The following is a 26428-nucleotide window of genomic DNA, read 5'->3' as shown; positions in this document are numbered from 1 at the left end:
CAATGGCAGTATATTGCTGCCGTGCACAATTCTATCGACGGGGATGAATCATGCAGACGACGGCGGTGATCGACCATATCGTCCGGTGGCTGAGGGACTATGCGGTCAAGGCTGGTGTAAACGGCTTCGTGGTGGGGGTGTCGGGCGGCATCGATTCCGCCGTGGTTTCCACGCTGGCCGCCAGGACCGGACTGCAAACCCTGGTGCTGGAAATGCCGATCCGCCAGAAGGCGGACCAGGTGAGCCGTGCCCAGGAGCACATCGGGCAGCTGAGAGGGCGCTACAGCAATGTGGAAGAGCAGTGGGTCGATTTGAGCGGCACTTTCGATGCCTTCGTCCGTGCTGTCGGCATCGACGACGAGAGCCAGCCGCATACCCATCTGGCGCTGGCCAATGCCCGCAGCCGCCTGCGCATGATTGCGCTGTATTACCACGCCCAGCAGCATGGCCTGCTGGTGACCGGTACCGGCAACAAGGTCGAGGATTTCGGCGTCGGTTTTTTCACCAAGTACGGTGATGGCGGCGTCAACATCAGCCCGATTGCCGATCTGCTCAAGACCCAGGTTTATGAACTGGCCAGGGCGCTGGACGTGCCGCAGAGCATCCAGGATGCGGCGCCGACCGATGGTTTGTGGGATACCGACAGGACCGACGAAGAGCAGATGGGCGCTACTTACCCTGAGCTGGAATGGGCGATGTCGGTGCATGACGGCCACCGTGCCGAGGATTTCAGCGGTCGCGAGCGCGAAGTGTTCGAGATCTACGACCGCCTGCACCGTGCGATGCAGCACAAGATCAATCCGATCCCGGTGTGCGCCATCCCGCCGGAACTGCTGCGTTGAGCTGAATGAGTCGCGGTACCCCGGCGCAGGCGTCGGGGAGTGAAGTTCAATGGCTGCCGGTTTTCGAGAATACGTTGAGCACGATGACGCCGGCAACGATGAGCCCGATGCCGATCAGGCCTGCAGCATCGAGCTTCTGCCCGAACATCAGCCATGCAATGAGCGATATCAGCGCCACGCCGGCGCCAGACCAGATCGCATAGGCGATTCCGACCGGGACCGTCCTGAGCGTCAGCGACAGAAAGAAGAACGACAGGCCGTAGCCGGCTACCGACAAGGCGGAGGGCCACAGCCTGGTGAAACCGTCGCTCGCCTTCAGCGATGAGGTGGCGATCACCTCGGCGACGATGGCGATAGCCAGATAAATCCACCTCATGGCCTGCTCCGATCGATGGAAGGGCCAGGCGCCTGGGTTGTGCCCGCCTTCATCCAGCCCGAAGGCTTACCAGAGCTGCCACCACGGTTTGTCGCTCTCCGGGCCGCCGGAGAAGTAGAACGCTATCGGGAAAATTGGTGCGCATCACCCGGTCGGCATCGTCACGCAGCGGGGTCATGCCGAGCGCGTCGTAGCTCTTGACCAGCAGGAACAGCGCCTCTTCGTTGGAGGGCGCCTGGGGGAAGTTGGCTACGGCCGTCTGGGCGCGGTTGATCGCGGCGACATAGGCGCCACGATTGTAGTAGTAGCGCGCGACGTGGACTTCGTGGGCAGCGAGCGAATTGACCAAATACTGCATGCGTGCCCGGGAGTCGTCCGCGTAGCGGCTTTCCGGGAAGCGCGTGACGAGGTCGCGGAAGCTTTCGAAGGCTTCATGAGCGCCCTTGGGGTCGCGTTCGGACAGATCCTGGCGCGACAGGCCGGCGAGCAGGCCGAGATCCTCGTTGAAGTTCACCAGCCCCTTCAGGTAGTAGACGTAGTCCACGTTCGGGTGGTTGGGGTGAAGCTTGATGAAGCGGTCCGCCGCGGCCAGCGACAGTGCCTGTTCGCCCTGCTTGTAATACGCGTAGGCAACCTCGATCTGGGCCTGCTGCGCATAACGGCCATAGGGATAGCGCGCCTCGAGCTTTTCGAACATCTGGATGGCGCGGTCGTAGGCGCCTTCGGACATCGAGGTCTTGGCTTCGGAGTAGAGTCGCTGGGCGTTCCAGCCGGTCGTCTCATCGACCTGTTCGGGCAGCAGACCGCAGCCGCCGAGCATCAGCGCGCCGATCAGCGCTGCTTTTCCCGCTACACTTCCAAGGGTGAACCTGGCCATCGAAGAAACTCGCTTGAATGAACGCGCCGATTATATAGCAGCCGACGAGTCGAACCTGCCCGTAGTGCAGATGATTCCCGTCGATCTGGCTGGCTTGCGGCTGGACCAGGCTCTGGCCCGGCTTTTCCCCGAGCATTCCCGCAGCCGCCTGCAGGCCTGGCTGAAGGATGGGCGCATCCGCGTCGATGGCGCGTCTCCCGATGCGCGCAGCAAGGTGCATGGCGGCGAGTGTGTCGAAGTCGATGCTGCGCCGGTGCCCACACCAGGAGCGGAACAGCCCGAAGACATTCCGCTTCAGGTGGTGTTCGAAGATGCGCACCTGCTGGTGATCGACAAGCCTGCCGGGCTGGTGGTGCATCCGGGCAGCGGCAACTGGAGCGGAACCTTGCTCAATGCCTTGCTCCATCATGCCCCGGCGGTGGCGGAAGTGCCGCGTGCCGGCATCGTGCATCGGCTGGACAAGGACACCAGCGGGCTGCTGGTAGTGGCCAAGACACTGCAGGCCCAGACCGATCTGGTCCGCCAGTTGCAGGCGCGCACGGTGACGCGGCACTACTGGGCATTGGTGCAGGGCGTGCTCCATTCGGGAGGGAGTGTCGACGCGCCGATCGGGCGGCATCCGACGCAGCGGACGCGCATGGCGGTGGTCGGCAATGGGCGTCCGGCGCTGACCCATTACGCGGTGGTCGAACGCTTCGCAAGAACGACCTTGGTGGAGTGCCGGCTCGAAACGGGGCGCACGCACCAGATACGGGTGCATATGGCGCACATCGGCCATGCGCTGGTGGGTGACCCGGTCTATGGGGGGCGGCGCTTGCCCGATCCGGCATGCGAAGGCTTCGTGCGTCAGGCGCTGCATGCTTTCCAGCTCGGCCTGGTACACCCGGCCAGTGGGGAGTTCATGCAGTGGGAGGCGCCGATGGCAGCCGATTTCGCCACGCTGTTGAAACGCGTGAAGGCAGAAGCATGAGCGGTTCGTCGACAGGCGCCTTTCCAGGCGTGATCCGGCCCGACTGGTCCATGCCGGCCAACGTGCGGGCTTTGCTGACCACGCGCCTCGGCGGCTGCAGTTTGCCTCCATACGACAGCTTCAACCTTGGCGAGCATGTCGGCGACGAGCCGGAGGCGGTTGCGCGCAACCGCGCGATGTTGAGGGAAATGCTGCCTGCCGAGCCCTTGTGGCTGTCGCAGGTGCATGGCTGTGCGGTGGCCGACGCGGACGTGCCTGTGGCTGGCGTGCCGGTTGCAGATGCTGCGGTGGCGCGCGAGCCGGGACGGGTCTGTGTCGTCATGACCGCAGACTGCCTGCCGGTGCTGTTCTGTGACGACGATGGCTCGGTGGTGGCGGCAGCCCATGCCGGTTGGCGGGGATTGGCAGGCGGTGTGCTCGAGGCTGCGATCGCAAAGATGGCGGTTCCGCCCGCCCGCTTGCGGGCCTGGCTCGGGCCTGCGATCGGGCCCGGCAGCTTCGAGGTCGGTGACGAAGTGCGTGAGGTGTTCGTGAGCATGAATCCCGAAGCTGCACAGGTTTTCGTCCAGGCGCGGACGCCGGGCAAATGGCTGGCGGATCTGTTCATGCTGGCCCGGCAGCGTCTGCTGGCGGCGGGCGTCGAGCGCATCGAAGGTGGCGGAGTGTGTACGGTCGGGAACCCGGAGCGCTTCTACTCGTATCGGCGGGACCGGCAGACAGGGCGTTTTGCCACGCTCGTCTGGCTGGAGCCGCCGGCTTAGATCATTTTTGCAGGCGTGGCTGAGCGCTGGCTATTGATCGGCGTCCGATTCGGCTCTATCGTTGAGCCCTCTCGATTCCCGCTCGCGCTGTCGCCGCCGCCGGGTCGGTGTTCCGAACAGCCAGAAGAACAACGCCATTGGAGCAAGGCCGAAGAAAATGAAGGTCAACACGCCCCCGACGACCGTGTTTTCGGTGATGCTTGCCAGCAGCGCGACATAAAGCCAGGCGATTGCGATAAGGTACATGGCGCCATTCTACCGTTCGGGTCGTCCGAGGTAGTCAGGCGCTGATAACAAGGCAAACCCACAGGCGTTCCGTTGCCCGTGGATAGAGGAGATAAGAATGTCGGATTCCGCAGGCAGTCAGTTGACGGCAGGCATGCAGGCAATGCTGGCAGCTGGTCAGGCCATGGCGCAGAATTTCTTCGATGCGCTGGCGCGCCAGCAGGTTGCGATGCAGGACTCTTCGGGTGTTGCAGTACCCAAGCTGCCGATGCCGGAGTCCGCCGAGATGGCGCGCATGCAGCAGGCGTTCGCCGAAAAGCATGTGGCGCTGTGGTCGTCGATGCTTTCGCGCAAGCCTGACGGCGAAGCTGCACCGGTGGTGCGGCCTGAGCCGGGTGATCGCCGCTTCAACGCGCCGGAGTGGTCCGAGAGCCCCGTTTTCGACTACGTCCGCCAGGCCTACCTGCTGAATGCCGGTTTCCTCAAGGAGATGGCCGATGCGCTGCCGATCGCGGACGGACGCGCGAAATCACGCATCCAATTTCTGACCCGGCAGTACATCGAGGCGCTGTCGCCGACCAATTTCGCCGCGACCAACCCCGAGTTCATCAAGACCGCGATCGAGACCAAGGGCGAGAGCATCGCGCGCGGCGTGCGCAACATGCTCGGCGACCTCGAGAAGGGGCGCATCTCGATGACCGACGACGAAGCCTTCGAGGTCGGGCGCAATCTCGCGCTGACCCCGGGGTCGGTGATTTTCGAGAACGAGTTGATGCAGCTGATTCAGTACTCGCCGCTGACCGAGAAGGTCGCGCAAGTGCCGCTGCTGATCATTCCGCCCTGCATCAACAAGTTCTACATCATGGATCTCCAGCCGGAGAATTCCCTGGTTCGCTTCATCGTCGAACAGGGTTTCACGGTGTTCCTGGTGTCGTGGAAGAATCCGCGGCCAGAATCCGGTGGCCACCATACCTGGGACGAATATCTCGAGAAGGGCCCGCTGACGGCGCTCGAGGTGGTGCGTTCGGTGACGCGGGTCAAGAAGCCGAACGTGCTCGGCTTCTGCGTCGGTGGCACCTTGCTCACCTCTGCGCTGGCGGTGGCGCGTGCCAGGGGCGAAGAGCCTGTCGCCAGCCTGACGCTGATGACGACGCTGCTCGATTTTGCCGATGCCGGCGAGATCGGCTGCCTGGTGGACGAAGCGAGTGTCGCGACACGCGAAGCCACGATCGGCAAGGGCGGAGTGCTGCGCGGTCAGGAACTGGCCAATGTGTTTTCGTCGCTGCGTGCCAACGACCTGATCTGGCAGTATGTCGTCGGCAACTACCTGAAGGGCAACAAGCCCCAGGCGTTCGATCTGCTTTACTGGAACTCCGATTCGACCAACCTGCCTGGTCCGTTCCTGGCCTGGTATCTGCGAAACATGTATCTCGAGAACAACTTGCGCGTTCCCGGCAAGCTCAAGATGCTGGGCGAAAAGATCGACCTTGCGAAGGTGGACATGCCGGCTTATCTGATGGCCGCGCGCGAAGACCACATCGTGCCGTGGAAGAGTGCCTATCTGGCGCGCAACCTGCTCGGCGGCGACACCACCTTCGTGCTCGGCGCCAGCGGCCACATCGCCGGGGCGATCAATCCGGCCTCGAAGAATCGTCGCAGCTACTGGACGGCGGAGAGCAAGCCGACCGATCCGGACGAATGGCTGGAGCAAGCCGGCGAGCAGAAGGGCAGCTGGTGGTTGCACTGGATCGAGTGGCTGGGGCAGCATGGCGGCAAGCAGGTTGCCGCACGTGGCCGCCTCGGCAGCACCAAGTACGAGCCGATCGAGCCGGCGCCGGGGCGCTACGTGAAGGAGCGCGCCTGAGCGTTGTTGATCAACGGGACCGCAGTGAGTGGGGAGGGCGCTGCCCGGTCCATGTTCCACCCGCCCCCATAAGAAACCCATTAGGGAGAGGAGAAATTCATGTCGAGAGTTGCATTGGTCACTGGCGGTATGGGCGGTCTGGGTGAAGCGATCTGCATCAAGCTTGCGGCACTGGGCTACAAGGTCGTCACCACCCACTCGCCGGGTAACAGCAAGGCGGCCGAATGGCTGCAAACGATGAACAACATGGGCTATGGCTTCAAGGCCTACCCTTGTGACGTCGCCGACTTTGATTCGGCCAAGGCCTGCATCGAGCAGGTGACTGCCGAAGTCGGTCCGGTGGACGTGCTGGTCAACAACGCGGGCATCACCCGCGACATGACCTTCAAGAAGATGAGCAAGGCCGACTGGGATGCAGTCATCAGCACGAACCTCGATTCGGTGTTCAACATGACCAAGCAGGTCATGGACGGCATGGTCGAGCGCAAGTGGGGCCGCGTCATCAACGTGTCGTCGGTCAACGGCCAGAAGGGTGCTTTCGGCCAGACCAACTATGCGGCCGCCAAGGCCGGCATGCATGGTTTCACCAAGGCGCTGGCGCTCGAAGTGGCGCGCAACGGCGTGACGGTCAACACGATCTCGCCGGGCTACATCGGCACCAAGATGGTGATGGCGATTCCGCAGGAGATCCTCGACTCGAAGATCCTGCCGCAGATTCCGGTGTCCCGTCTGGGCAAGCCGGAAGAGATCGCCGGTCTGGTCGCTTACCTGTCCTCGGAAGAGGCAGCCTTCGTGACCGGTGCCAACATCTCCATCAACGGCGGTCAGCACATGTTCTGATCCGCTTCTGCGGTTCGCCATGTACAGGCGGCGCGTCCCTTGCGGGGCGCGCCGCTTTTCATTGTGCGCACCATTCCTGGGCGTATTGCGTTGCAGCAAAATTTGCTGGCAATAGTTATAATGCCATGGCAAAGCAGCTGATGCGCTGCCGCAAGAACGCCGAGGGGTCCGTCCGGATCGTGTTTCGCGATGGTTTCTCGGTCACGCAAACAGATCCAGAAGGATTTCATGATGTCGCAGAAAATCGCTCTCGTCACCGGCGCCATGGGTGGTCTCGGCACCGCGATTTGTCAATCGCTGGCCAAGGATGGCTTCAAGGTCGTGGCCAACTGCCTGCCCAACTTCGACCAGAAGGATGGCTGGCTGGCTGCCCAACGCGACCTGGGCTTCGATTTCGTCGCCGCCGAAGGTGATGTTTCCAACTACGAGTCCTGCGCCGCGATGGTTGCCAAGATCGAAGCCGAAGTCGGCCCGATCGACGTGCTGGTCAACAACGCCGGCATCACCCGCGACAAGTTCTTCCCGAAGATGGAGAAGAACCAGTGGGATGCGGTGATCAACACCAACCTCAACAGCCTGTTCAACGTCACCCACCACGTGTCCGCCAAGATGGCCGAGCGCGGCTGGGGCCGCATCGTCAACATCTCGTCGGTCAATGGCGTCAAGGGCCAGGCCGGCCAGACCAACTATTCCACCGCCAAGGCTGGCGTGCTGGGCTTCACCAAGGCCCTGGCGGCCGAGCTGGCCACCAAGGGCGTGACGGTCAATGCGATCGCACCCGGCTACATCGGCACCGACATGGTCATGGCGATCCGCGACGACATCCGTCAGAGCATCATCGACACCGTGCCGATGAAGCGCCTGGGCCGTCCGGACGAAATCGGCGACCTGTGCGCCTACCTGGCGTCCGACAAGGCTGGCTACATCACCGGCGCCACCATCAACATCAACGGTGGCCTGCACATGTGCTGATGCTGCACCGTGTCATGCGCGAAATCACGGAACCCCGTCGGAAGGCGGGGTTTCGTTTTCGCAGCGCGATATAATCGAAGTTGACATTCAAGACCAAAGAGCGGAGTGGCCACCGCCGAGGAGATGGGGAAATGCCCGAGCAGTCGCGCCTGATCAAGAAATATCCGAACCGCCGTCTGTACGACACCCGCACCAGTTCGTACATCACGCTTGCCGACGTCAAGGAACTCGTCCTCAATCATGAGGAGTTCCAGGTCGTCAACGCCAAGACCAACGAGGATCTGACGCGCAGCATCCTGCTGCAGATCATCCTGGAAGAAGAGGCGGGTGGGGCGCCGATGTTCACCAGCGACCTGCTGGCGCACATGATCCGCTTCTACGGCAATGCCATGCAGGGCATGATGGGCAAGTACCTTGAGAACAACATCAAGGCCTTCACCGACATGCAGGGCAAGTTGCAGGAGCAGGCACGTTCCATCTACGGCGACAACAGCCCGGTCGGCCAGGATCTCTGGGCCCAGTTCCTCAATTTCCAGGGGCCGGCGCTGCAGAGCATGATGGGCGCCTACGTCGATCAGTCCAAGAAGATGTTCGAGCAGATGCAGGAACAGCTCGAAAGCCAGACACGCAACATGTTCACCGGCTTCAAGTTCCCGAATTACGGTGTGCAGAGCGACGAAACCCCGCCTTCCGGCCGCCCGGCTTCGGACAAGAGCGGCTCACACAGATAAGACACGCTTGCGCAGGCTCGTCCTGCGCCGACCCCGACAGGCCAATCAAGCATGAGCACTTTCAAGACCTCGGACCTGCCGCGCGTCGGCTTCGTATCGCTCGGCTGTCCGAAGGCGACGGTCGACTCCGAACACATTTTGACCCGGCTGCGCGCCGAGGGCTATGCCATCACAGGCTCCTATGACGACGCAGATCTCGTCGTGGTCAACACCTGCGGCTTCATCGACGCCGCAGTGGAAGAGTCGCTCGATGCCATCGGCGAAGCCCTGAACGAGAACGGCAAGGTCATCGTCACCGGCTGTCTGGGGGTGAAGGATGACGTGGTGCTGGCGGCCCATCCCCAGGTGTTGGCAGTGACCGGTCCGCATGCCACCGAAGAGGTCATGCACGCGGTGCATAAGCACCTGCCCAAGCCGCACGACCCCTTCACCGACCTGGTGCCGCCGCAAGGCATCCGCCTGACGCCGCAGCACTACGCCTATCTGAAGATTTCCGAAGGCTGCAACCACCGCTGCACCTTCTGCATCATCCCGTCGATGCGCGGCGATCTCGTCAGCCGCCCGATCCACGAGGTGATGCGCGAGGCCGAGGCGCTGGCCGCTTCCGGCGTCAAGGAAATCCTGGTCATTTCGCAGGACACCTCGGCCTACGGTGTCAACGTCAAGTACCGCACCGGCTTCTGGGGTGGCAAGCCGCTGAAGACCAAGCTCTACGATCTCGCCAAGGCGCTGGGCGAGCTCGGCATCTGGATCCGCATGCACTATGTGTATCCGTATCCGAGTGTGGACGAACTGATTCCACTGATGGCCGAAGGCAAGATCCTGCCTTATCTCGACGTGCCTTTCCAGCATGCCAGTCTGCGCATCCTGAAGGCGATGAAGCGCCCGGCCAATGCCGAGAACGTGCTCGAGCGCGTGCGCAAGTGGCGCAGCATCTGCCCGGAGTTGACGATCCGCTCGACCTTCATCACCGGCTTCCCCGGCGAGACCGAGGAAGATTTCGAGATGCTGCTGAACTTCCTCGAGGAAGCGCAGCTCGACCGCGTCGGCGCCTTCGCTTATTCCCCGGTGGAAGGGGCGGCAGCCAATGAGCTGGAAGGTGCGGTGCCGGACGAGGTGCGCGAGGAGCGCCGCGCGCGCCTGATGGATTTCCAGGAAGACATCTCCACCCAGCGCCTCGAAGCGCGGATCGGCCGCGAGATGACGGTGCTGGTCGACGACATCGACGAGGAAGGCGCGCTGGCCAGGTCGCCGGGCGATGCGCCGGAGATCGACGGCCTGGTGATCGTCCCGGATGCCGAAGGCCTCGCGACAGGCGACTTCGTCCGTGTGCGGATCACCGATTGCGATGTCCACGATCTCTACGCCGAGCGGCTCGACTGATGTTGTGGCCGGCGTCAGGGTGATCCGCCATGGATGAGCCTGATCCGCAGGCGCCGGTCAAGCCGCGCGTCAAGCCGCTCCACCGGCACGAGCCGGTCATCGGCCTTGCGCTGGGCAGCGGCGCGGCGCGCGGATGGGCGCATCTCGGCGTGCTGCGAGCGCTGGCGGAGGAGGGGGTTCGGCCCCGGATCATCTGCGGTTGCTCGATCGGCGCCTTCGTCGGCGCTGCAGCGGCCTCGGGCGATCTCGACAAGCTCACCCAGTGGGCGGAAACGCTCAAATGGCAGGACGTTGTCTCGCTGCTCGACGTGTCGCTGCGAGGTGGGCTGATCAAGGGCGACAAGCTCATCGGTTTCTTCCAGCGCAACTTCGTCGATCGGGACTTTTCCGAACTGGAAACGCGCTTTGCCTGCGTCGCCACCGAACTGACGAGCGGGCGGGAAATCTGGCTGCAGGAAGGCAGTGTCTCCGCGGCCGTGCGGGCCTCGATCGCCTTGCCCGGGCTGATGACGCCGGTGATGCACGAAGGGCGGTTGCTGGTCGATGGCGGCCTGGTAAATCCCGTACCGGTGTCGCTGTGCCGGGCGATGGGAGCCGATATCGTGATTGCTGTCGATCTCGGCTCGGACATGGTGGGCCGTGCTTTCCAGCGTGCCGCGATCGAACCGACTCCCTCCGAAGAAACCGAAGCGGGCTGGAGCGAGCGCCTGTTGTCGCGGCTCGGCTTCGGCAATGGCATTGGCAGCACTGACGAGGCTGCTCCGTCGCTGATATCCGTCATCAGCTCGAGCATCAACATCATGCAGGTGCGGATTGCGCGCAGCCGCCTGGCAGGGGAGCCGGCAGACGTCATGATTTCGCCGCGTGTCGGCCAACTTGGCTTGATGGATTACCACCGCGCAGCGGAAGCGCTCGCCGAGGGTGAAGCGGCGGTGATGCGCATGCGGCCCCTGCTGCGCTATGTATTGGGCCACGACGCCGATTGAATATCGCCGGATGGCCGGCAGCCATGCCTGCGTGGGACGCTGAACCGGAGCTTGAACATGGACGGGTTCATTCAGGAATTGCGGCTGATCGTCGGTCACAGCCATGTGCTCACCGATGCGGGCGATATGGCTCCTTACCTTGTCGATTGGCGTGGACGTTACAAAGGGACTGCACGCGCGGTGGTGTTGCCGGCGACGACCCAAGAGCTTGCGGACGTGGTCTGTCAGTGCGCTGCGATGGATGTGCCGATGGTTCCACAGGGCGGCAATACCGGTTTGTGCGGCGGTGCGACGCCAGTGTGCGATGGGCGTGCGGTGGTGTTGAGCCTGCGACGTCTCGATCGCATCCGTGCCATCGATGCCGACAACAATACCGTCACGGTGGAAGCAGGATGTACCCTGATGGCGGTCCAGCAGGCAGCTGCCGCTGCGGGCCGGCTGTTTCCGCTGTCGCTTGCATCCGAGGGAAGTTGCACGATCGGGGGCAATCTTTCGACCAATGCTGGTGGAGTGCAGGTTCTGCGCTACGGCAACATGCGTGAACTCGTGCTCGGGTTGGAGGTGGTGCTTCCCGACGGCCGCATCTGGGATGGCCTGCGCGGTTTGCGCAAGGACAATACCGGCTACGATCTGAAGCAGCTTTTCGTCGGAGCGGAAGGGACCCTGGGCATGATCACTGCCGCGGTGCTGAAACTGTTTCCGGCCACACGCAGCCGCTCGACGGCCTGGATCATGGTACCGGACCCGCAGTCGGCGGTTGGTCTGCTCGGCTTGATGCGCGACACGTGCGGCGACCGGGTGACGGCTTTCGAACTGGTCGGCCGCAGTGCGCTCGATCTGGTGCTGACGCATATTCCAGGCATGCGGGCGCCATTGCCTTCCGGGGCGGAATGGAGTGTGTTGCTCGAACTCTCGGACAGTTCCGATGTGTCGCTCGACGATCGGCTCGCAAAGGCGCTTGCCCTCGCCGTCGAACGGGGGCTGGCGATCGATGGCGTGATCGCGGGCAGCCTTGCCCAGGTACATGCCTTGTGGGCCTTGCGCGAGAACATTTCCGAGGCGCAGCGGATAGAAGGCTTCAGCATAAAGCACGACGTCTCCGTGCCGGTGAGCCGCATCCCAATGTTCCTCGAGCGCGCCCGAGCCGCCCTGCAGGCTGCCTGGCCCGATGTACGTATTGTGGCCTTCGGCCATATTGGTGATGGCAACCTGCATTACAACCTGTCGAAACCCGAGGCTGCCGGCAACCAGGAGTTCATCTCCCTGACTCCCGAGGCGAACCGGATCGTGCACGATCTCGTCGCCGGACTTGGCGGCTCCATTTCGGCGGAACATGGGCTGGGGCAGCTCAAGCGCGATCTGTTGCCGCGCTACAAGTCGCCAGTGGAGATCGACATGATGAGGGCGATCAAGCAGGCTTTCGACCCTAGCGGCTTGATGAATCCGGGCAAGGTGTTGGCGGTGAAAGAAAAGAAGGCTTGATGTTGAAATAGGTGTTTACAGACCGAAATCTGCATCCTATAATTCGCGCTCTTCGGTGACGGGGGTATAGCTCAGCTGGGAGAGCGCTTGCATGGCATGCAAGAGGTCAGCGGTTCGATCCCGCTTACCTCCACCAAACGAAGTGAAGTAGTTTTGCAGTACTGCAGTCCCCATCGTCTAGAGGCCTAGGACACCGCCCTTTCACGGCGATAACCGGGGTTCGAATCCCCGTGGGGACGCCATACAAGGCGTTTCAGCCCGAGTGGCTGGAAGGCAGAACTGGCAGGAATGCCGGTCAGGTCAGTGCGGAGTGGTAGTTCAGTCGGTTAGAATACCGGCCTGTCACGCCGGGGGTCGCGGGTTCGAGTCCCGTCCACTCCGCCAGTTTCATTTGGGCCATGCTCGAGCAAGATTTTCAAAGGCCGAGAATCTTGCGAAGAGCTCCAGGGGTTGCTATAATCACCGGCTCACTGTGGGGGTATAGCTCAGCTGGGAGAGCGCTTGCATGGCATGCAAGAGGTCAGCGGTTCGATCCCGCTTACCTCCACCAAACGAAGTGAAGTAGTTTTGCAGTACCGCAGTCCCCATCGTCTAGAGGCCTAGGACACCGCCCTTTCACGGCGATAACCGGGGTTCGAATCCCCGTGGGGACGCCATACAAGGCGTTTCAGCCCGAGTGGCTGAAAGGCAGAACTGGCAGGAATGCCGGTGCAGGTCAGTGCGGAGTGGTAGTTCAGTCGGTTAGAATACCGGCCTGTCACGCCGGGGGTCGCGGGTTCGAGTCCCGTCCACTCCGCCATATCAGAAAGCCCTTGTTCAGAAATGGACAAGGGCTTTTTTCTATCCACTCCCGGATCGGGGGCTGTGCGCTGGTGTTCATGCGCTCATCAAGATGTTGGAGGCCGCTTTCCGCCGGCAGTTGGGTATGCTGATGCGTTGTTCATGCTGGCATCGACGTGATTTATCCGCTAGAGTCTTATTCCATACGCGGCAGTATGGATTCCGCAGCTGGGCGGAAATTGCGTGAGTAGAGTCCTGACTGGAGAAGGAAGACGATGAGTATCGGCAAGATCGGTGTGGTGGGCGCGGGAACGATGGGTAACGGCATTACCCAGGCATGCGCGGTTTCGGGGCTGGATGTGGTGATGATGGACATCGGTGACGCGCAGGTGCAACGCGGCCTGGCGACGATTGCGTCGAGCCTCGACCGCCTGATCAAGAAGGACAAGCTGAGCGCCGAGCAGAAGGATGCGGCGATGGCGCGCATCAGTACGGCAACCTCTGTGGATGCGCTCGGAGACTGCGATCTGGTCATCGAGGCGGCGACCGAGAGCCTGCAACTGAAGCTCGACCTGTTCGCCAGGCTCGACGCGGCGATGCGGCCCGATGCTATCCTGGCGAGCAATACCTCTTCGATCTCGATCACCAAGCTGGCAGCGGCGACCAAGCGGCCGAGCCAGGTGGTTGGCATGCATTTCTTCAATCCGGTGCCAATGATGGCGCTGGTCGAGCTGATCAATGGCCTGCAGACGAGTACCGAGACCTACGGCAAGGTCGAAGCCTTTGCCGCGGTGCTGGGCAAGACGCCGGTCAAGGTGCGCAACAGCCCGGGCTTCGTCGTCAATCGCATGCTATGCCCGATGATCAACGAAGCGGTCTTCGCGCTCGGTGAAGGCCTGGCGACGGCCGCCGAGATCGACGAGGCGATGAAGCTGGGCTGCAATCACCCGATCGGTCCGCTGGCGTTGTGCGACCTGATCGGCCTCGATGTGGAGCTGGCGGTGATGCAGGTATTGTTCGAGGGTTTCAAGGATCCCAAGTACCGTCCGGCACCGCTGCTGGTGGAGATGGTGGAAGCCGGTTACCTCGGCCGCAAGAGCGGCAAGGGTTTCTTCGACTATTCCTGAGCGGGCCTGCGCGGTGCAGATGCGGGCGCCGCGATTGTCTTGCCGGGAAAAGACGAACGCCACCCGAGGGGTGGCGTTCGTCTCTGGCGAAGCAGGCCGGTGCCGATCAACCGCGGCCGGAGCGCATGGCGTCGAAGAATTCGCCGTTGCTCTTGGTGGCCTTGATCTTGTCGAGGAGGAATTCCATCGCGTCGATGTCGTCCATGCCGTACAGCAGCTTGCGCAGGATCCAGACCTTCTGCAGCACATCCGGCTTGAGCAGCAGCTCTTCGCGACGGGTGCCCGAGCGGTTGACGTTGATCGCCGGATACACGCGCTTTTCCGCCATGCGCCGGTCGAGGTGGAGCTCCATGTTGCCGGTGCCCTTGAATTCCTCGTAAATCACGTCGTCCATGCGGCTGCCGGTGTCGATCAGGGCGCTGGCGATGATGGTCAGCGAACCGCCTTCCTCGATGTTGCGCGCGGCGCCGAAGAAGCGCTTGGGCTTCTGCAGGGCGTTGGCATCGACGCCGCCGGTCAGCACCTTGCCGGAAGCCGGCACCACGGTGTTGTAGGCGCGTGCGAGGCGGGTCAGTGAATCGAGCAGGATCACCACGTCGTACTTGTGCTCGGTCAGGCGCTTGGCCTTCTCGATCACCATCTCGGCGACTTGGACGTGGCGGGTGGCGGGTTCGTCGAAAGTCGAGGCCACGACCTCGCCCTTCACCGAACGCTGCATTTCCGTCACTTCTTCCGGGCGCTCGTCGATCAGCAGCACGATCAGCTTGACGTCCGGGTGGTTGGAGGTGATCGCATGGGCGATGTGCTGCAGCATCACTGTCTTGCCGCTCTTGGGCGGGGCGACGAGCAGGCCGCGCTGGCCCTTGCCGATCGGCGCGATCATGTCGATCACGCGGCTGGTGATGTTCTCCTCGCCGCGGACGTCGCGTTCGAGCTTCAGGCATTCCTGCGGGTGCAGGGGCGTGAGGTTCTCGAACAGGATCTTGCTCTTGCATTCTTCCGGCGGGCGGCCGTTGATGCGGTCGAGCTTGGTCAGCGCGAAGTAGCGCTCGCCATCCTTCGGCGTGCGGATCTCGCCTTCGATCGTGTCGCCGGTGCGCAGGTTGAAGCGCCGGATCTGCGATGGCGAGACGTAGATGTCGTCGGTGCCGGCGAGATACGAGGTGTCGGGGGAGCGCAGGAAGCCGAAGCCGTCAGGCAGCACTTCGAGTGCGCCATCGCCACAGATCGGTTCGCCCTTGCGAGCACGGTTCTTCAGCAGCGCAAAGACGAGTTCCTGCTTGCGCAGCCTGTTCGCGCCTTCGACGCCGCTCTCCATGGCCATCTGCAGCAGTTCGCTGACGTGCAGGGCCTTGAGCTCGGACAGGTGAAGGGCAGGGACGTTGGCGTCGCGCGGCGTGGAGTTTTCCTCGCCGGCATTTTCGACGTCGAACAGGTCGTCTTCGATCTGCGGATTCTGGGAGGGATGATTACCGTCGCGGTTGCGCGCGCCGCGGCGACGAGCGCGCGAAGCCCCGCGAGAACGGGCCGGAGACTGGTCCGGCTTAGATGTTGCTGTCAATGAAGGCGGTCAGTTGAGATTTGGAAAGGGCGCCCACTTTGGTCGCCTCGATGTTGCCGTTCTTGAACAGCATCAGCGTGGGAATGCCGCGGATGCCGTACTTGGCTGGCGTGTCCTGGTTTTCGTCGATGTTGAGCTTGGCAACCTTGAGCTTGCCGGCATAGTCCTTGGCGACGTCGTCCAGGATCGGGGCGATCATCTTGCACGGACCGCACCATTCGGCCCAGTAATCGACCAGGACGGGGGTCTGGGACTGCAGCACTTCAGTGTCGAAGTTGCCGTCGGTCACATAGTGGATATGCTCGCTCATGATTCCTCACATCAGGGTGGCGGGTATGGACGAGGCAGAGGCGCCTCGTGGGGTACTGCGGGTATGGAGGGGTCAGGGCAGGCAGAGTCGCCTAGCCTGGAGAGAAGCAGAGAGCCTTCTCTCGAAGAATTTCGGCGAAACTTATGCTATGACGCGGCGCGCGTCAAGAGAATCGATGCTCCGAAAACGAGGTTCCGTGCGTGGAGCGTGGTGAAAACGCAAACGGCTGCACTATATTGTCGTTTGCTGCGGCCTGCCGATGGGTGAGGCCGATTCTGGCTGGAGAGAGTGATGGCTTACGTAGTGACCGAATCCTGTATCCGTTGCAAATACACCGACTGCGTCGATGTCTGCCCGGTGGACTGCTTCCGTGAAGGGCCCAATTTCCTCGTGATCGATCCCGAGGAGTGCATCGACTGCACGTTGTGCGTGGCTGAATGCCCGGTGGAGGCGATCTACGCCGAGGACGATGTGCCGACGGATCAGCAGCAGTTCATCGCCTTGAACGCCGAGCTTGCAAAGCAATGGAAACCGATTGTCGAACGCAAGGACTCCCTGCCGGATGCCGAGGAATGGGCGCAGGTCAAGGGCAAGCTGGGCGAGCTGAAGCGCTGAGCCGCAGGGGTGCGCGGCCGGGTGCCTTCCCCGCCATCGGCCGATGCTCTAAGATGGCGCATCGATGACGCGAATGATCCTCAGGGAGACGAGATGCTGGTTAGCGAAATTCTCGCGATCAAGGGCAAGGTGTTGTTCACCATTGCGCCGAACAAGAGTGTCGCTGAGGCTGTGGAAATCATGGACGAGCAGGACGTCGGTTCGCTCGTGGTCTTCTCGCGTGGCCAGATGGTCGGCATGCTGACCTTCCGCGAAGTCCTGCAGGGGGTGCGGCGCGGTGCGTCAGACTGGCAGTCGCTCGCCATCGAGGACGTCATGATCGCCAATCCGCTGACGGCGTCGCCGAACATGGAAATGGACGAACTGCGGCGCCTGATGGTGGAGCATCACCAGCGTTATCTGCCGGTGATGGACGGGCAGACCCTGCTCGGCGTGGTCAGTTTCCACGACGTCGCCAAGGCAGTGCTTGAGGAGCAGAGCTTCGAGAACCGGATGCTGAAGAACTACATCCGCAATTGGCCTTCACAGGAAGAGGAGGGCTGAAACAGGCGAGGGGCTGAGCAGCCCCAGAGCGGCAGCGGCCTTGTGCCGTTGCCCCTCCGATGCGTACCGCTTCAGGTACGCGGCATCCACGCTCCGCAGCACATAACAGGGGCGGGATGGCAGTTGGAATGGAAGGCGGGGCCACGGGCTCCCGCCCGACGCCTTGGGAGGGCGGCCGGTCGAACCTGGTTCGACCCGCTTTTTTCCAACAAAAGGAGGAGATACCGTGGATAAGATCTGGCTGAAAAGCTACCCTGCCGGCGTGCCTGCCGAAATCGACACCAGTGAGTTCCGTTCGCTGGTCGATCTCTTCGAGCAGAGCGTGCGCCGCTTCGCATCGCGCACGGCCTATATCTGCATGGGCAAGGGCATCACCTACGCCGAGCTCGATCGCCTGTCGGCGCAGTTCGCCGGCTATCTGCAGGGGGAGCTGAAGCTGCCTGCCGGTGCCCGTGTGGCACTGATGATGCCCAATCTGCTGCAGTATCCTGTCGCACTGTTCGGCACCCTGCGTGCGGGCTATACCGTCGTCAACGTCAATCCGCTGTACACCGCGCGGGAACTCGAGCACCAGTTGCGGGATGCGGGTGCAGACGCCATCGTCATCGTCGAGAATTTCGCCCATACGCTCGAACAGGTGCGTGCGCAGGTACCGGTGAAGCATGTGGTCGTCACCAGTCTTGGGGAGATGTTGGGTTTCCCGAAGTCGATGCTGGTCGATTTCGTCGTCCGCCGAGTGAAGAAGATGGTCCCGTCCTGGCGTCTCGACGGCGCGGTGCGCTTCAGCGATGCGCTGGCGCGAGGCGGGCGCCATCGCCTGCTGCCGGTGGAACTTGGGCATGAGAACATCGCCTTCCTCCAATATACGGGTGGAACGACCGGCAAGGCGAAGGGCGCGATTCTGACCCACGGCAACATCATCGCCAATCTGCAGCAGGCCCATGCCTGGATCGCCCCCTTCGTGAAAGAGGGGGAGGAAGTGATCATCACCGCACTGCCGCTGTACCACATCTTCTCGCTGACGGCGAACTGCCTGACCTTCTTCAAGATCGGCGCGGTCAATGTGCTGATCACCAATCCGCGTGACATCCCTGGTTTCGTCAAGGAGCTGGGCAAGCACAAGTTCACCGTCATCACAGGCGTCAATACCTTGTTCAACGCCTTGCTGAACAACTCCGACTTTGCCAGGCTCGACTTCTCGAACCTGCGTGTTGCCCTCGGCGGCGGCATGGCCGTGCAGCAGGCCGTCGCCGAGAAATGGCGCAAGGTGACCGGGATCCCGCTGGTCGAAGCCTATGGCCTGACCGAGACATCGCCTGCGGTCACGATCAATCCGCTCGATCTGCCCGAGTTCAACCACGCCATTGGCCTGCCTGTGCCATCGACCGAGATCAGTATCCGCGACGATGCCGACGTCGAGCAGCCTGTCGGCCAGCGCGGCGAGCTGTGCGTGCGCGGGCCGCAGGTGATGCGGGGCTATTGGCAGCTTCCCGAGGAGACGGCACGCGCCTTCACGCCGGATGGTTTCCTGCGTACCGGCGACATCGCGGTGATCGACGACAAGGGCTTCATCTCGATCGTCGATCGCAAGAAGGACATGATCTTGGTGTCGGGCTTCAACGTCTATCCGAACGAAGTCGAGGACGTCGTCGCCGGCCATCCGGGCGTGATGGAAGTTGCTGCGGTCGGGGTTCCCGACGAGCGCAGTGGCGAGACGGTCAAGGTCTTCGTCGTGCGCAAGGATCCGAACCTGACGGAAAAGGAACTGATCGCTTACTGCCAGCAGAACCTGACCGGCTACAAGGTGCCTCACCGGATCGAGTTCCGCGACGAACTGCCAAAGAGCAACGTCGGCAAGATTCTGCGCCGGGAATTGCGCGATGGGCGGGCATGAGATGGGGCGTGTGCGATCTGGTACACCGATGCCGAGGTTTTTGGCTCACGAAGCGCTTGTGTTGCAGGCGTGTTCGTGGTTTCATTCGAAGCGCAATTCATTTCGAGCCACCATGCGTCCCGTTTCCCGTTTCTTCTCCGCCGTAGTAGTAGCCGTACGTGTAGTAGGCGTAGGCATGCGCGCGTCGTAACGGGACAGAACACTCGAACTGCAGGATTCCAAACCCCCGTCGGCGCGCAAGCCCGGCGGGGGTTTTGCATTCTCGAGCTCGCCGGTGATGTCGCTGAAACGAAGAAGGAGAACATCATGACTCAACTCACCGGCGCGCAACTGATCGTGCGCCTTCTCGAACGCCAGGGCGTGCAGACCGTCGCCGGCCTGCCTGGCGGCGCCATCCTGCCGTTTTACGATGCCCTGTCGGCCAGCAGCCAGATCCGCCATGTGCTGGCGCGCCATGAGCAGGGCGCGGGCTTCATGGCCCAGGGCATGGCGCGTGTGACTGGTGTGCCGCAAGTGTGCATCGCTTCCAGCGGCCCTGGCGCGACCAACCTCGTCACCGCGATCGCCGACGCCTGCCTGGACTCGATTCCGATGGTGATCATCACAGGCCAGGTGCCGCAATCGATGATCGGCACGGATGCTTTCCAGGAAGTCAACATCTACGGCATCACGGTGCCGATCACGAAGCACAATTTCCTCGTGCGTTCTGCCGAGGAGTTGCTGAAGGTCGTCCCCGATGCCTTCCGCATCGCCATGTCCGGCCGCCCTGGCCCGGTGCTGATCGACGTGCCGAAGGACGTCCAGAATCAGAGCGTCGAAGTTCAGGAGCTGCCCCTGCCGGCTGTGGCCGACATGCCGCCACAGCTCGATCTGGCGGCCGTCGAGGAGGCGGCGCGAATGATCAACGAGGCTTCACGCCCGGTGCTCTACCTGGGGGGCGGCGTGATCCATTCCGGGGCCTCGCCACTGGCCGTGCGACTGGCAGAACAGGCCGGCCTGCCGACGACAATGACGCTGATGGCGCTTGGCGCCATGCCGATCGACCATCCGCTGTCGGTCGGCATGCTCGGCATGCACGGCGCCCGCTACACCAACTTCGTGCTCGAGGAAGCGGATCTGCTGATCTGTGTCGGCGCCCGTTTCGACGACCGCGCGATCGGCCGTGCCGCGCAGTTCTGCCCGAATGCGAAGATTGTGCACGTCAACGTCGACCGCTCGGAACTGCACAAGATCAAGAATGCCCACGTCGCCATCCATGCCGACGTGACCGAGGCGCTCGAAGCCTTGCTGCCGCGCGTCAAGACGGCCCTGCGTACGGACTGGCTGGACAAGGTTGCAGAACTGAAGCAGCGCTACCCGATGCAGTTTCCCGACATCGATAACCCGCGCAGTCACTACGGCCTGATCAAGGCAGTGGCCGATGCGCTCGACGACGAGGCGGCGATCGCCACCGACGTCGGCCAGCACCAGATGTGGGTTGCCCAGGCCTATCCCTTCCGCCGTCCTCGCCAGTGGCTGACCTCGGGCGGGCTGGGGACGATGGGTTTCGGCTTGCCGACTGCGATGGGTGCCGCCTTGGCCGAGCCGGAGCGTACGGTGGTGTGCTTCACCGGTGACGGCAGCTTCAAGATGAATATCCAGGAGCTCGCGACGCTGGCCGAGGAGGGCCTCAACGTCAAGATCGTGCTGATGAACAACAATGCGCTCGGTCTGGTGTACCAGCAGCAGACGCTGTTTTATGGCAAGCGCCGGTTCGCCTCGCGCTACCGGGTCGAGCCTGATTTCGTCAAGATCGCCGAGGGCTTCGGTGTGCCGGCGATCGATCTCGATAAGGCAGATGATCCGCGCGCGGCGCTGGCCGAGGCGCTCAATGAGCCCGGTCCGTGCCTGATCCACGCGACGATCGATCGCGAACAATTCGTCTATCCCATGGTGCCGCCGGGTGCCGCCAACACCGAAATGATCGGAGGCTGATGATGATCGAACAGGTTGCCGACCCGCTGCCGCAAGCTGCTTGCGCCAAGGTCGTCCTCGAGCTGGATGTGAACAACCACCCTGGGGTGATGAGCCACATCTGCAATCTCTTTGCCCGCCGTGCCTTCAACGTCGAAGGCATCCTGTGCATGCCGGTGTCCGACGGCAAGCGCTCGCGCATCTGGCTGCTGGTGTTCGACGATCACCGGCTGGAGCAGATGGTGCGCCAGGTCGAGAAGCTGGAGGACGTGCTGAACGTCCGCCGCCACGGCGCCGAGCACGAGGTGTTCGAGCGGCTGGAAGGTTTCTTCCACTGACTCCCGCGCGCCCGCAGGGGTGCAGCGACTGACGGGGATGGGGCGCGTGCTAGACTCGCGTCCCATCCCTTTTCCTTTTTGTGCTGATCAGGCAGGAAGTCCATGTCCGGAAACACGCTCGGTACCCTCTTCACCGTCACCTCCTTCGGCGAATCGCACGGCCCGGCGATCGGCTGTGTCGTCGATGGATGCCCGCCGGGGCTGGCACTGAGCGCAGCCGACATCCAGGCCGAACTCGATCGCCGCAAGCCCGGCACCTCGCGGCACGTGACCCAGCGCCGCGAGCCGGATGAAGTAGAGATCCTGTCGGGCGTGTTCGAAGGCCACACCACCGGCACGCCGATCGGCCTGCTGATCCGCAACCAGGACCAGCGCTCGCGCGACTACGGCAACATCGCCGACACCTTCCGTCCCGGCCATGCCGACTACCCCTACTGGCAGAAATACGGCGTCCGCGACTACCGCGGCGGCGGCCGCTCGTCGGCGCGCGAAACTGCTGTGCGGGTCGCTGCCGGTGCGATTGCGAAGAAATGGCTGAAGGAGCGCTACGGCGTCGTCATCCGAGCCTGCATGACGGCGCTTGGCCCGATTGACATTCCGTTCGTGAGCTGGGACGAAGTCGAGCGCAACCCCTTCTTCGCGCCCAATGCCGGCATCGTGCCGCAGCTCGAGGTTTACATGGACGAACTGCGCAAGTCGGGCGACTCGATCGGTGCGCGCATCGACGTGGTTGCCAGCGGCGTGCCGGTGGGCTGGGGCGAACCGGTCTATGACCGGCTGGATGCCGACATCGCCTACGCGATGATGAGCATCAACGCGGTCAAGGGCGTCGAGATCGGCGCCGGCTTCGCTTCGGTCGTTCAGCGCGGCACCGAGCACGGCGACGAAATGACGCCGCAGGGTTTCCTGTCGAACAACGCCGGTGGCGTGCTGGGCGGCATTTCCAGCGGGCAGGACATCATCGCCAGCATCGCGATCAAGCCGACTTCCAGCATCCGTCTCGACCGCTGCTCGATCGACCGCCGCGGCGAGCCGCTGACCGTCAATACCCATGGCCGGCACGACCCCTGCGTCGGCATCCGCGCGACGCCGATCGCCGAGGCCATGCTGGCGCTGGTGCTGATCGACCACGCACTGCGCCATCGCGCCCAGTGCGCGGACGTGACGACGGCGACGCCGAAGATCGCCGCGCTGGCGCCCGGAGGGCAGCAGCGCCTGCCCTCGCCGCGCTGAGCCCGGGCTGGCCGGAGCGAAAAAGCCCGCTTGCAGGGGCAGCCGGGTAGCTGTCGTCTCGGTTGTCGGTGTTCTTCGAATGATCGCGTGAACGGTTGACTTGTAGCCCGGGCCGGGCCGCGAACATGGCCATGTTGCCGCCCCGAACGCTGTCTTCTCGGCTCGGCACTCCCGGGCTGAAGCCGCTCGAATAAGGTAGTTGCGGCGGTTCAGGATGTGCAAGACGGTATCTCCCATGTTTCCCTACTGGCGCCTGTCGGCCTACTACTTCTTCTACTTCGGCTTTGTCGGCGCCTTCTCGCCGTATTTTGCGCTCTACCTGCAGTCGATCTCGCTGAGTGCGGCGCAGATCGGTTTGCTGATGTCGATGATGCAGCTGATGCGCATCGTCGCGCCCTACATGTGGAGCCGGCTTGCCGAGCGCTTCGGCAAGCGGGTGACGATCCTGCGGCTGTCCGCGCTGATGAGCCTGGCCGGTTTCACAGGTTTCTTCATGACCACCGGGTTCGGCGGCCTGCTCGCGGCGATGGCGTTGATGGCCTTCTTCTGGAGTGCGGCGTTGCCGCTGATCGAAGGGCTGACTTTCTCCCATCTGGGGGCGGAAGGGCACCGCTACGGCAGCGTGCGGGTATGGGGGTCGGTCAGCTTCATCGTCGCAGTCCTGGTGCTGGGGCAAGCGCTGGATCATGTCGCCATCGAATCGGTGTTGTGGGTTGCGGCCGCGATCCTTGCCGGCGTGCTGCTGTGTTCCTTCTTTGTCCCCGACGTGGCACCGGTGCAGGCAGGACATGAGGCGGTGAGCTTGCGCAACGTGCTGCGGAGGCGCGAAGTGAGGGCGCTGTTGGGCGCTTGCTTCCTGATGTCGGCTGCCCACGGTGCGTTCTACGTCTTCTATTCGATCTATCTGGTCGGCACGGGCTACGACAAGGCACTGGTCGGCTGGATGTGGACACTGGGCGTGGTGGCGGAGATCATCGTCTTCATGCTGATGCCGCGCATCACGCGGCGCTTCAGCCTGCGCAGCATCCTGGTGTTTGCCTTCGCCTGCGCGGTGCTCCGCTTCGTGCTGATTGGCTGGGGGGCGGGCAGCCTGCCGGTGCTGCTGTTCGCCCAAGTGCTGCATGGCGTGACTTTCGGTGCCTATCACGCTGCAGCGATCGCAGTGGTGAACCGATGGTTCTCCGGCCGACTCCAATCGCATGGACAGGCGCTGTACGGCAGCATTTCATTCGGCGCCGGCGGCATGCTGGGGGCCTTGTTCAGTGGTTACACTTGGGACAATCCGGGGCCGGAGTGGACTTTCACCTTCGGCTCCGTGTTCGCGTTGCTGGGGCTCGTCTGGCTTGTGCGCGGCTGGCCTGCGTCCGTGCAGAACGAGGTGCGGAGTTTCTGAATCGGTATGTGCCTGGAGGTGGTGAAGACATGAAATCCATATACGGAAGCCTGTTGCCGGCCGTGTTGGCGGCGACGATCACGGTCGCTTGCCAGACGGTGCAGACCACGCAGGGCGGCGCGGTTGGTGTGCAGCGTTCGCAGATGATGATGGTGTCGGCGCAAGAGGTCGAGCAGGCCTCGAGCAAGCAGTATCAGCAGGTGATGAACGAAGCGCGCAGCAAGAATGCGTTGAACCGCGACGCGGCCACGGTGCAGCGCATGCGGCGCATCGTTGGCCGGCTGACGTCGCAGACCGGTGTGTTCCGCAAGGATGCGCCGGCCTGGAACTGGGAGGTCAATGTGCTGACCTCCGACGATCTCAACGCCTGGTGCATGGCCGGCGGCAAAATGGCGATCTACACCGGATTGATCGATCGCCTGAAGCTCAGTGACGACGAAATTGCTGCGGTGATGGGGCACGAGATTGCCCACGCTCTGCGCGAACATGCCCGCGAGCAGATTTCGAAGTCGATGGCGACCGGCATCGGCCTGTCGGTGGCAGGCGCGGTGCTCGGCGTCGGGCAGGTGGGCCAGGACCTGATGGGCAAGGTGGCGCAGGTCACCTTCGAGCTGCCGAATTCGCGCGAGCATGAAACCGAGGCCGATCGCATGGGCGTGGAACTGGCTGCGCGTGCCGGCTACGATCCGCGGGCTGCGGTCAGCTTGTGGGACAAGATGGCCGCGCAGTCGTCCGGCTCGCCGCCGCAGTGGCTGTCCACCCACCCGTCGCACAGCACCCGCCAGCGCGACCTGGGCGAATACGCGGCGCGGGTCATGCCGTTGTACCAGGCGGCGCGGCGCTGAATGGTCGTGAGGCCGGCCGGCTATGGCCTGCCCCGGCAGCTTTGTGAAATAATCAATCTCTTTTGTACGGAATACTTGGGATGGCAGCGCAAACCCTGTACGAAAAGCTCTGGTCCAGCCACGTCGTCCATGAAGAGGCAGACGGCACGGCCCTGATCTACATCGATCGCCACCTGGTGCACGAAGTCACCAGCCCGCAGGCTTTCGAAGGACTGAAGCTGGCCGGGCGCAAGCCGTGGCGGATCAGCTCGATCGTCGCTACCGCCGACCACAACACGCCTACCGACCATTGGGAGAAGGGCATCCTGGATCCGGTGTCGCGCCAGCAGGTCGAGACCCTGGACGCCAACATCCGCGAAGTGGGCTCGCTGGCCTACTTCCCGTTCAAGGACGAACGCCAGGGCATCGTGCACGTCATCGGCCCTGAAAACGGCGCCACGCTGCCAGGCATGACCGTCGTCTGCGGCGATTCGCACACGTCAACGCACGGCGCCTTCGCCTGTCTGGCGCACGGCATCGGCACGTCCGAAGTCGAGCACGTGATGGCGACGCAGTGCCTGCTGCAGAAGAAGTCGCAGACCTTGCTGATCAAGGTCAACGGCCAGCTTGGCAAGGGTGTCACCGCCAAGGACGTCGTGCTGGCGATTATCGGCAGGATCGGCACTGCCGGCGGCACCGGCTACGCGATGGAGTTCGGCGGCAGCGCGATCCGTTCGTTGTCGATGGAAGGCCGCATGACGATCTGCAACATGGCGATCGAGGCGGGCGCGCGCGCCGGTCTGGTCGGTGTGGATGAAACCACCATCGAATACCTCAAGGATCGCCCGTTCTCGCCCAAGGGCGAGGCCTGGGAGCAGGCGGTGGCCTACTGGCGCACGCTGAAGAGCGACGAAGGCGCGCAGTTCGACAAGGTCGTCGAACTGAAGGCCGGGGACATCCTACCGCAGGTGACCTGGGGCACTTCGCCCGAAATGGTCACCACGGTCGATGGCCGTGTGCCCGATCCGGCTGCGGTGACCGATCCGGTTCGCCGCGAGGGCATCGAGCGGGCGCTGAAGTACATGGGGCTGGAGCCGAACACGCCGATCACCGAGATCGCCGTCGACCAGGTTTTCATCGGTTCATGTACCAACTCCCGCATCGAGGACCTGCGCGAAGCGGCCGCAGTGGCCAGGGGCCGGCGCAAGGCGGACAGCGTCAAGCGCGTGCTGGTGGTGCCGGGTTCCGGGCTGGTCAAGCGCCAGGCCGAAGAGGAAGGCTTGCACGAGGTCTTTACCGCTGCCGGCTTCGAGTGGCGTGAACCGGGCTGTTCGATGTGTCTGGCGATGAACGCCGACCGGCTGGAGCCGGGCGAACGCTGCGCCTCGACTTCGAACCGCAACTTCGAAGGCAGGCAGGGCGCCGGCGGCCGCACGCATCTTGTCAGCCCGGCGATGGCCGCGGCGGCCGCGGTGACCGGCCACTTCACTGACGTGCGCCAGCTCGGCTGAGCCGCGCGTTCGCCAGGAGTGTCCCGATGAGAGGAGC

Annotated in this window: 25 protein-coding genes and 6 tRNA genes; 26 read left to right on the top strand and 5 right to left on the bottom strand. The window is 63.1% G+C overall.

Annotation, left to right across the window (positions count from 1 at the left end; all coding sequences use genetic code 11):
- The first annotated feature begins 50 nt into the window (after nucleotides 1-50).
- On the top strand, nucleotides 51-842 hold the full coding sequence (gene nadE, locus QM748_RS08465; RefSeq protein WP_415246546.1) for an NAD(+) synthase: 792 nt from the start codon (nucleotides 51-53) through the stop codon (nucleotides 840-842).
- Nucleotides 843-888: 46 nt separating this feature from the next.
- On the opposite strand, the gene QM748_RS08460 is transcribed toward nadE, so the two are convergent.
- Together QM748_RS08460 and QM748_RS08455 are read right to left on the bottom strand one after the other, a co-directional pair.
- Nucleotides 889-1218, bottom strand: coding sequence for a DMT family transporter (locus QM748_RS08460; RefSeq protein ID WP_415246545.1), 330 nt, complete (start codon nucleotides 1216-1218; stop codon nucleotides 889-891).
- A gap of 49 nt (nucleotides 1219-1267) precedes the next feature.
- A complete protein-coding gene (locus QM748_RS08455) occupies nucleotides 1268-2095 on the bottom strand; it encodes an outer membrane protein assembly factor BamD (RefSeq protein WP_415246544.1) in 828 nt (275 codons plus the stop codon).
- A 13-nt stretch (nucleotides 2096-2108) separates the two neighbouring features.
- Between QM748_RS08455 and rluD the strand changes: the two genes are divergently transcribed.
- The gene (gene rluD / locus QM748_RS08450; RefSeq protein ID WP_415246543.1) at nucleotides 2109-3065 is read left to right on the top strand and encodes a 23S rRNA pseudouridine(1911/1915/1917) synthase RluD; all 957 of its coding nucleotides are present in this window, start codon (nucleotides 2109-2111) and stop codon (nucleotides 3063-3065) included.
- Nucleotides 3062-3826 carry a peptidoglycan editing factor PgeF gene (gene pgeF, locus QM748_RS08445; protein ID WP_415246542.1) on the top strand — a complete coding sequence of 255 codons (765 nt, stop codon included), beginning with the start codon at nucleotides 3062-3064 and terminating at the stop codon, nucleotides 3824-3826. Before rluD ends, pgeF begins: the two co-directional genes overlap by 4 nt.
- Before the next feature lie 30 nt (nucleotides 3827-3856).
- Here the strand turns inward: pgeF and QM748_RS08440 are convergent, their stop codons facing one another.
- Nucleotides 3857-4072 carry a hypothetical protein gene (locus QM748_RS08440; RefSeq protein ID WP_068637007.1) on the bottom strand — a complete coding sequence of 72 codons (216 nt, stop codon included), beginning with the start codon at nucleotides 4070-4072 and terminating at the stop codon, nucleotides 3857-3859.
- Between the two features lie 97 nt (nucleotides 4073-4169).
- On the opposite strand from QM748_RS08440, the gene QM748_RS08435 reads away from it, so the two are divergent.
- The 14 genes from QM748_RS08435 to QM748_RS08370 all read left to right on the top strand — a co-directional run bounded on the left by QM748_RS08435 (nucleotide 4170) and on the right by QM748_RS08370 (nucleotide 14216).
- Nucleotides 4170-5915: a PHA/PHB synthase family protein gene (locus tag QM748_RS08435; protein WP_415246541.1), complete on the top strand. Its 1746-nt coding sequence runs from the start codon at nucleotides 4170-4172 to the stop codon at nucleotides 5913-5915.
- 99 nt (nucleotides 5916-6014) lie between these two features.
- Complete coding sequence (gene phbB, locus QM748_RS08430; RefSeq protein ID WP_415246540.1) at nucleotides 6015-6755, top strand: acetoacetyl-CoA reductase; 741 nt, start codon at nucleotides 6015-6017, stop codon at nucleotides 6753-6755.
- A 231-nt stretch (nucleotides 6756-6986) separates the two neighbouring features.
- A complete protein-coding gene (locus QM748_RS08425; protein ID WP_415248041.1) occupies nucleotides 6987-7727 on the top strand; it encodes a beta-ketoacyl-ACP reductase in 741 nt (246 codons plus the stop codon).
- A 131-nt stretch (nucleotides 7728-7858) separates the two neighbouring features.
- Complete coding sequence (gene phaR / locus QM748_RS08420) at nucleotides 7859-8458, top strand: polyhydroxyalkanoate synthesis repressor PhaR (RefSeq protein ID WP_415246539.1); 600 nt, start codon at nucleotides 7859-7861, stop codon at nucleotides 8456-8458.
- A 51-nt stretch (nucleotides 8459-8509) separates the two neighbouring features.
- Nucleotides 8510-9841, top strand: coding sequence for a 30S ribosomal protein S12 methylthiotransferase RimO (gene rimO / locus QM748_RS08415; protein WP_415246538.1), 1332 nt, complete (start codon nucleotides 8510-8512; stop codon nucleotides 9839-9841).
- Nucleotides 9842-9870: 29 nt separating this feature from the next.
- On the top strand, nucleotides 9871-10827 hold the full coding sequence (rssA, locus tag QM748_RS08410; RefSeq protein WP_415246537.1) for a patatin-like phospholipase RssA: 957 nt from the start codon (nucleotides 9871-9873) through the stop codon (nucleotides 10825-10827).
- Between the two features lie 57 nt (nucleotides 10828-10884).
- On the top strand, nucleotides 10885-12309 hold the full coding sequence (locus QM748_RS08405) for an FAD-binding oxidoreductase (protein ID WP_415246536.1): 1425 nt from the start codon (nucleotides 10885-10887) through the stop codon (nucleotides 12307-12309).
- 60 nt (nucleotides 12310-12369) lie between these two features.
- Nucleotides 12370-12445, top strand: a tRNA-Ala gene (locus QM748_RS08400).
- A 30-nt stretch (nucleotides 12446-12475) separates the two neighbouring features.
- Nucleotides 12476-12551 (top strand) — tRNA-Glu (locus tag QM748_RS08395).
- 65 nt (nucleotides 12552-12616) lie between these two features.
- Nucleotides 12617-12693, top strand: a tRNA-Asp gene (locus QM748_RS08390).
- 90 nt (nucleotides 12694-12783) lie between these two features.
- Nucleotides 12784-12859, top strand: a tRNA-Ala gene (locus QM748_RS08385).
- Nucleotides 12860-12889: 30 nt separating this feature from the next.
- Nucleotides 12890-12965: transfer RNA gene (locus tag QM748_RS08380), tRNA-Glu, on the top strand.
- A gap of 66 nt (nucleotides 12966-13031) precedes the next feature.
- Nucleotides 13032-13108: transfer RNA gene (locus QM748_RS08375), tRNA-Asp, on the top strand.
- A gap of 256 nt (nucleotides 13109-13364) precedes the next feature.
- Entirely contained in the window at nucleotides 13365-14216 is an 852-nt protein-coding gene (locus QM748_RS08370; RefSeq protein WP_415246535.1) for a 3-hydroxybutyryl-CoA dehydrogenase, read from the top strand.
- Between the two features lie 106 nt (nucleotides 14217-14322).
- Here the strand turns inward: QM748_RS08370 and rho are convergent, their stop codons facing one another.
- Together rho and trxA are read right to left on the bottom strand one after the other, a co-directional pair.
- Complete coding sequence (gene rho, locus QM748_RS08365; RefSeq protein WP_415248040.1) at nucleotides 14323-15582, bottom strand: transcription termination factor Rho; 1260 nt, start codon at nucleotides 15580-15582, stop codon at nucleotides 14323-14325.
- 178 nt (nucleotides 15583-15760) lie between these two features.
- Nucleotides 15761-16087 carry a thioredoxin TrxA gene (trxA, locus tag QM748_RS08360; RefSeq protein ID WP_415246534.1) on the bottom strand — a complete coding sequence of 109 codons (327 nt, stop codon included), beginning with the start codon at nucleotides 16085-16087 and terminating at the stop codon, nucleotides 15761-15763.
- 291 nt (nucleotides 16088-16378) lie between these two features.
- Between trxA and fdxA the strand changes: the two genes are divergently transcribed.
- The 9 genes from fdxA to leuC all read left to right on the top strand — a co-directional run bounded on the left by fdxA (nucleotide 16379) and on the right by leuC (nucleotide 26391).
- Nucleotides 16379-16702, top strand: coding sequence for a ferredoxin FdxA (fdxA, locus tag QM748_RS08355; protein WP_415246533.1), 324 nt, complete (start codon nucleotides 16379-16381; stop codon nucleotides 16700-16702).
- 93 nt (nucleotides 16703-16795) lie between these two features.
- Nucleotides 16796-17245, top strand: coding sequence for a CBS domain-containing protein (locus QM748_RS08350; RefSeq protein WP_415246532.1), 450 nt, complete (start codon nucleotides 16796-16798; stop codon nucleotides 17243-17245).
- A 226-nt stretch (nucleotides 17246-17471) separates the two neighbouring features.
- Entirely contained in the window at nucleotides 17472-19139 is a 1668-nt protein-coding gene (locus QM748_RS08345) for a long-chain-fatty-acid--CoA ligase (RefSeq protein ID WP_415246531.1), read from the top strand.
- A gap of 306 nt (nucleotides 19140-19445) precedes the next feature.
- Nucleotides 19446-21113 (top strand): acetolactate synthase large subunit, encoded by a 1668-nt coding sequence (gene ilvB / locus QM748_RS08340; protein ID WP_415246530.1) that lies wholly within the window; start codon nucleotides 19446-19448, stop codon nucleotides 21111-21113.
- Nucleotides 21113-21430, top strand: a complete 318-nt coding sequence (ilvN, locus tag QM748_RS08335) for an acetolactate synthase small subunit (RefSeq protein WP_415246529.1) — start codon at nucleotides 21113-21115, stop codon at nucleotides 21428-21430. The genes ilvB and ilvN overlap by 1 nt, the downstream gene beginning before the upstream one ends.
- 102 nt (nucleotides 21431-21532) lie before the next feature.
- A complete protein-coding gene (gene aroC / locus QM748_RS08330) occupies nucleotides 21533-22663 on the top strand; it encodes a chorismate synthase (RefSeq protein WP_415246528.1) in 1131 nt (376 codons plus the stop codon).
- 235 nt (nucleotides 22664-22898) lie between these two features.
- The gene (locus tag QM748_RS08325) at nucleotides 22899-24056 is read left to right on the top strand and encodes an MFS transporter (protein ID WP_415246527.1); all 1158 of its coding nucleotides are present in this window, start codon (nucleotides 22899-22901) and stop codon (nucleotides 24054-24056) included.
- 29 nt (nucleotides 24057-24085) lie between these two features.
- Entirely contained in the window at nucleotides 24086-24901 is an 816-nt protein-coding gene (locus QM748_RS08320; protein WP_415246526.1) for a M48 family metallopeptidase, read from the top strand.
- An 80-nt stretch (nucleotides 24902-24981) separates the two neighbouring features.
- On the top strand, nucleotides 24982-26391 hold the full coding sequence (gene leuC / locus QM748_RS08315) for a 3-isopropylmalate dehydratase large subunit (protein WP_415246525.1): 1410 nt from the start codon (nucleotides 24982-24984) through the stop codon (nucleotides 26389-26391).
- The last annotated feature ends 37 nt before the right edge of the window (nucleotides 26392-26428 follow it).

Origin of the sequence: Thauera sp. (genome assembly GCF_047601425.1) — a bacterium.
Classification (GTDB): Bacteria; Pseudomonadota; Gammaproteobacteria; order Burkholderiales; family Rhodocyclaceae; genus Thauera.
This window is presented reverse-complemented; position numbering and strand designations above follow the sequence as displayed.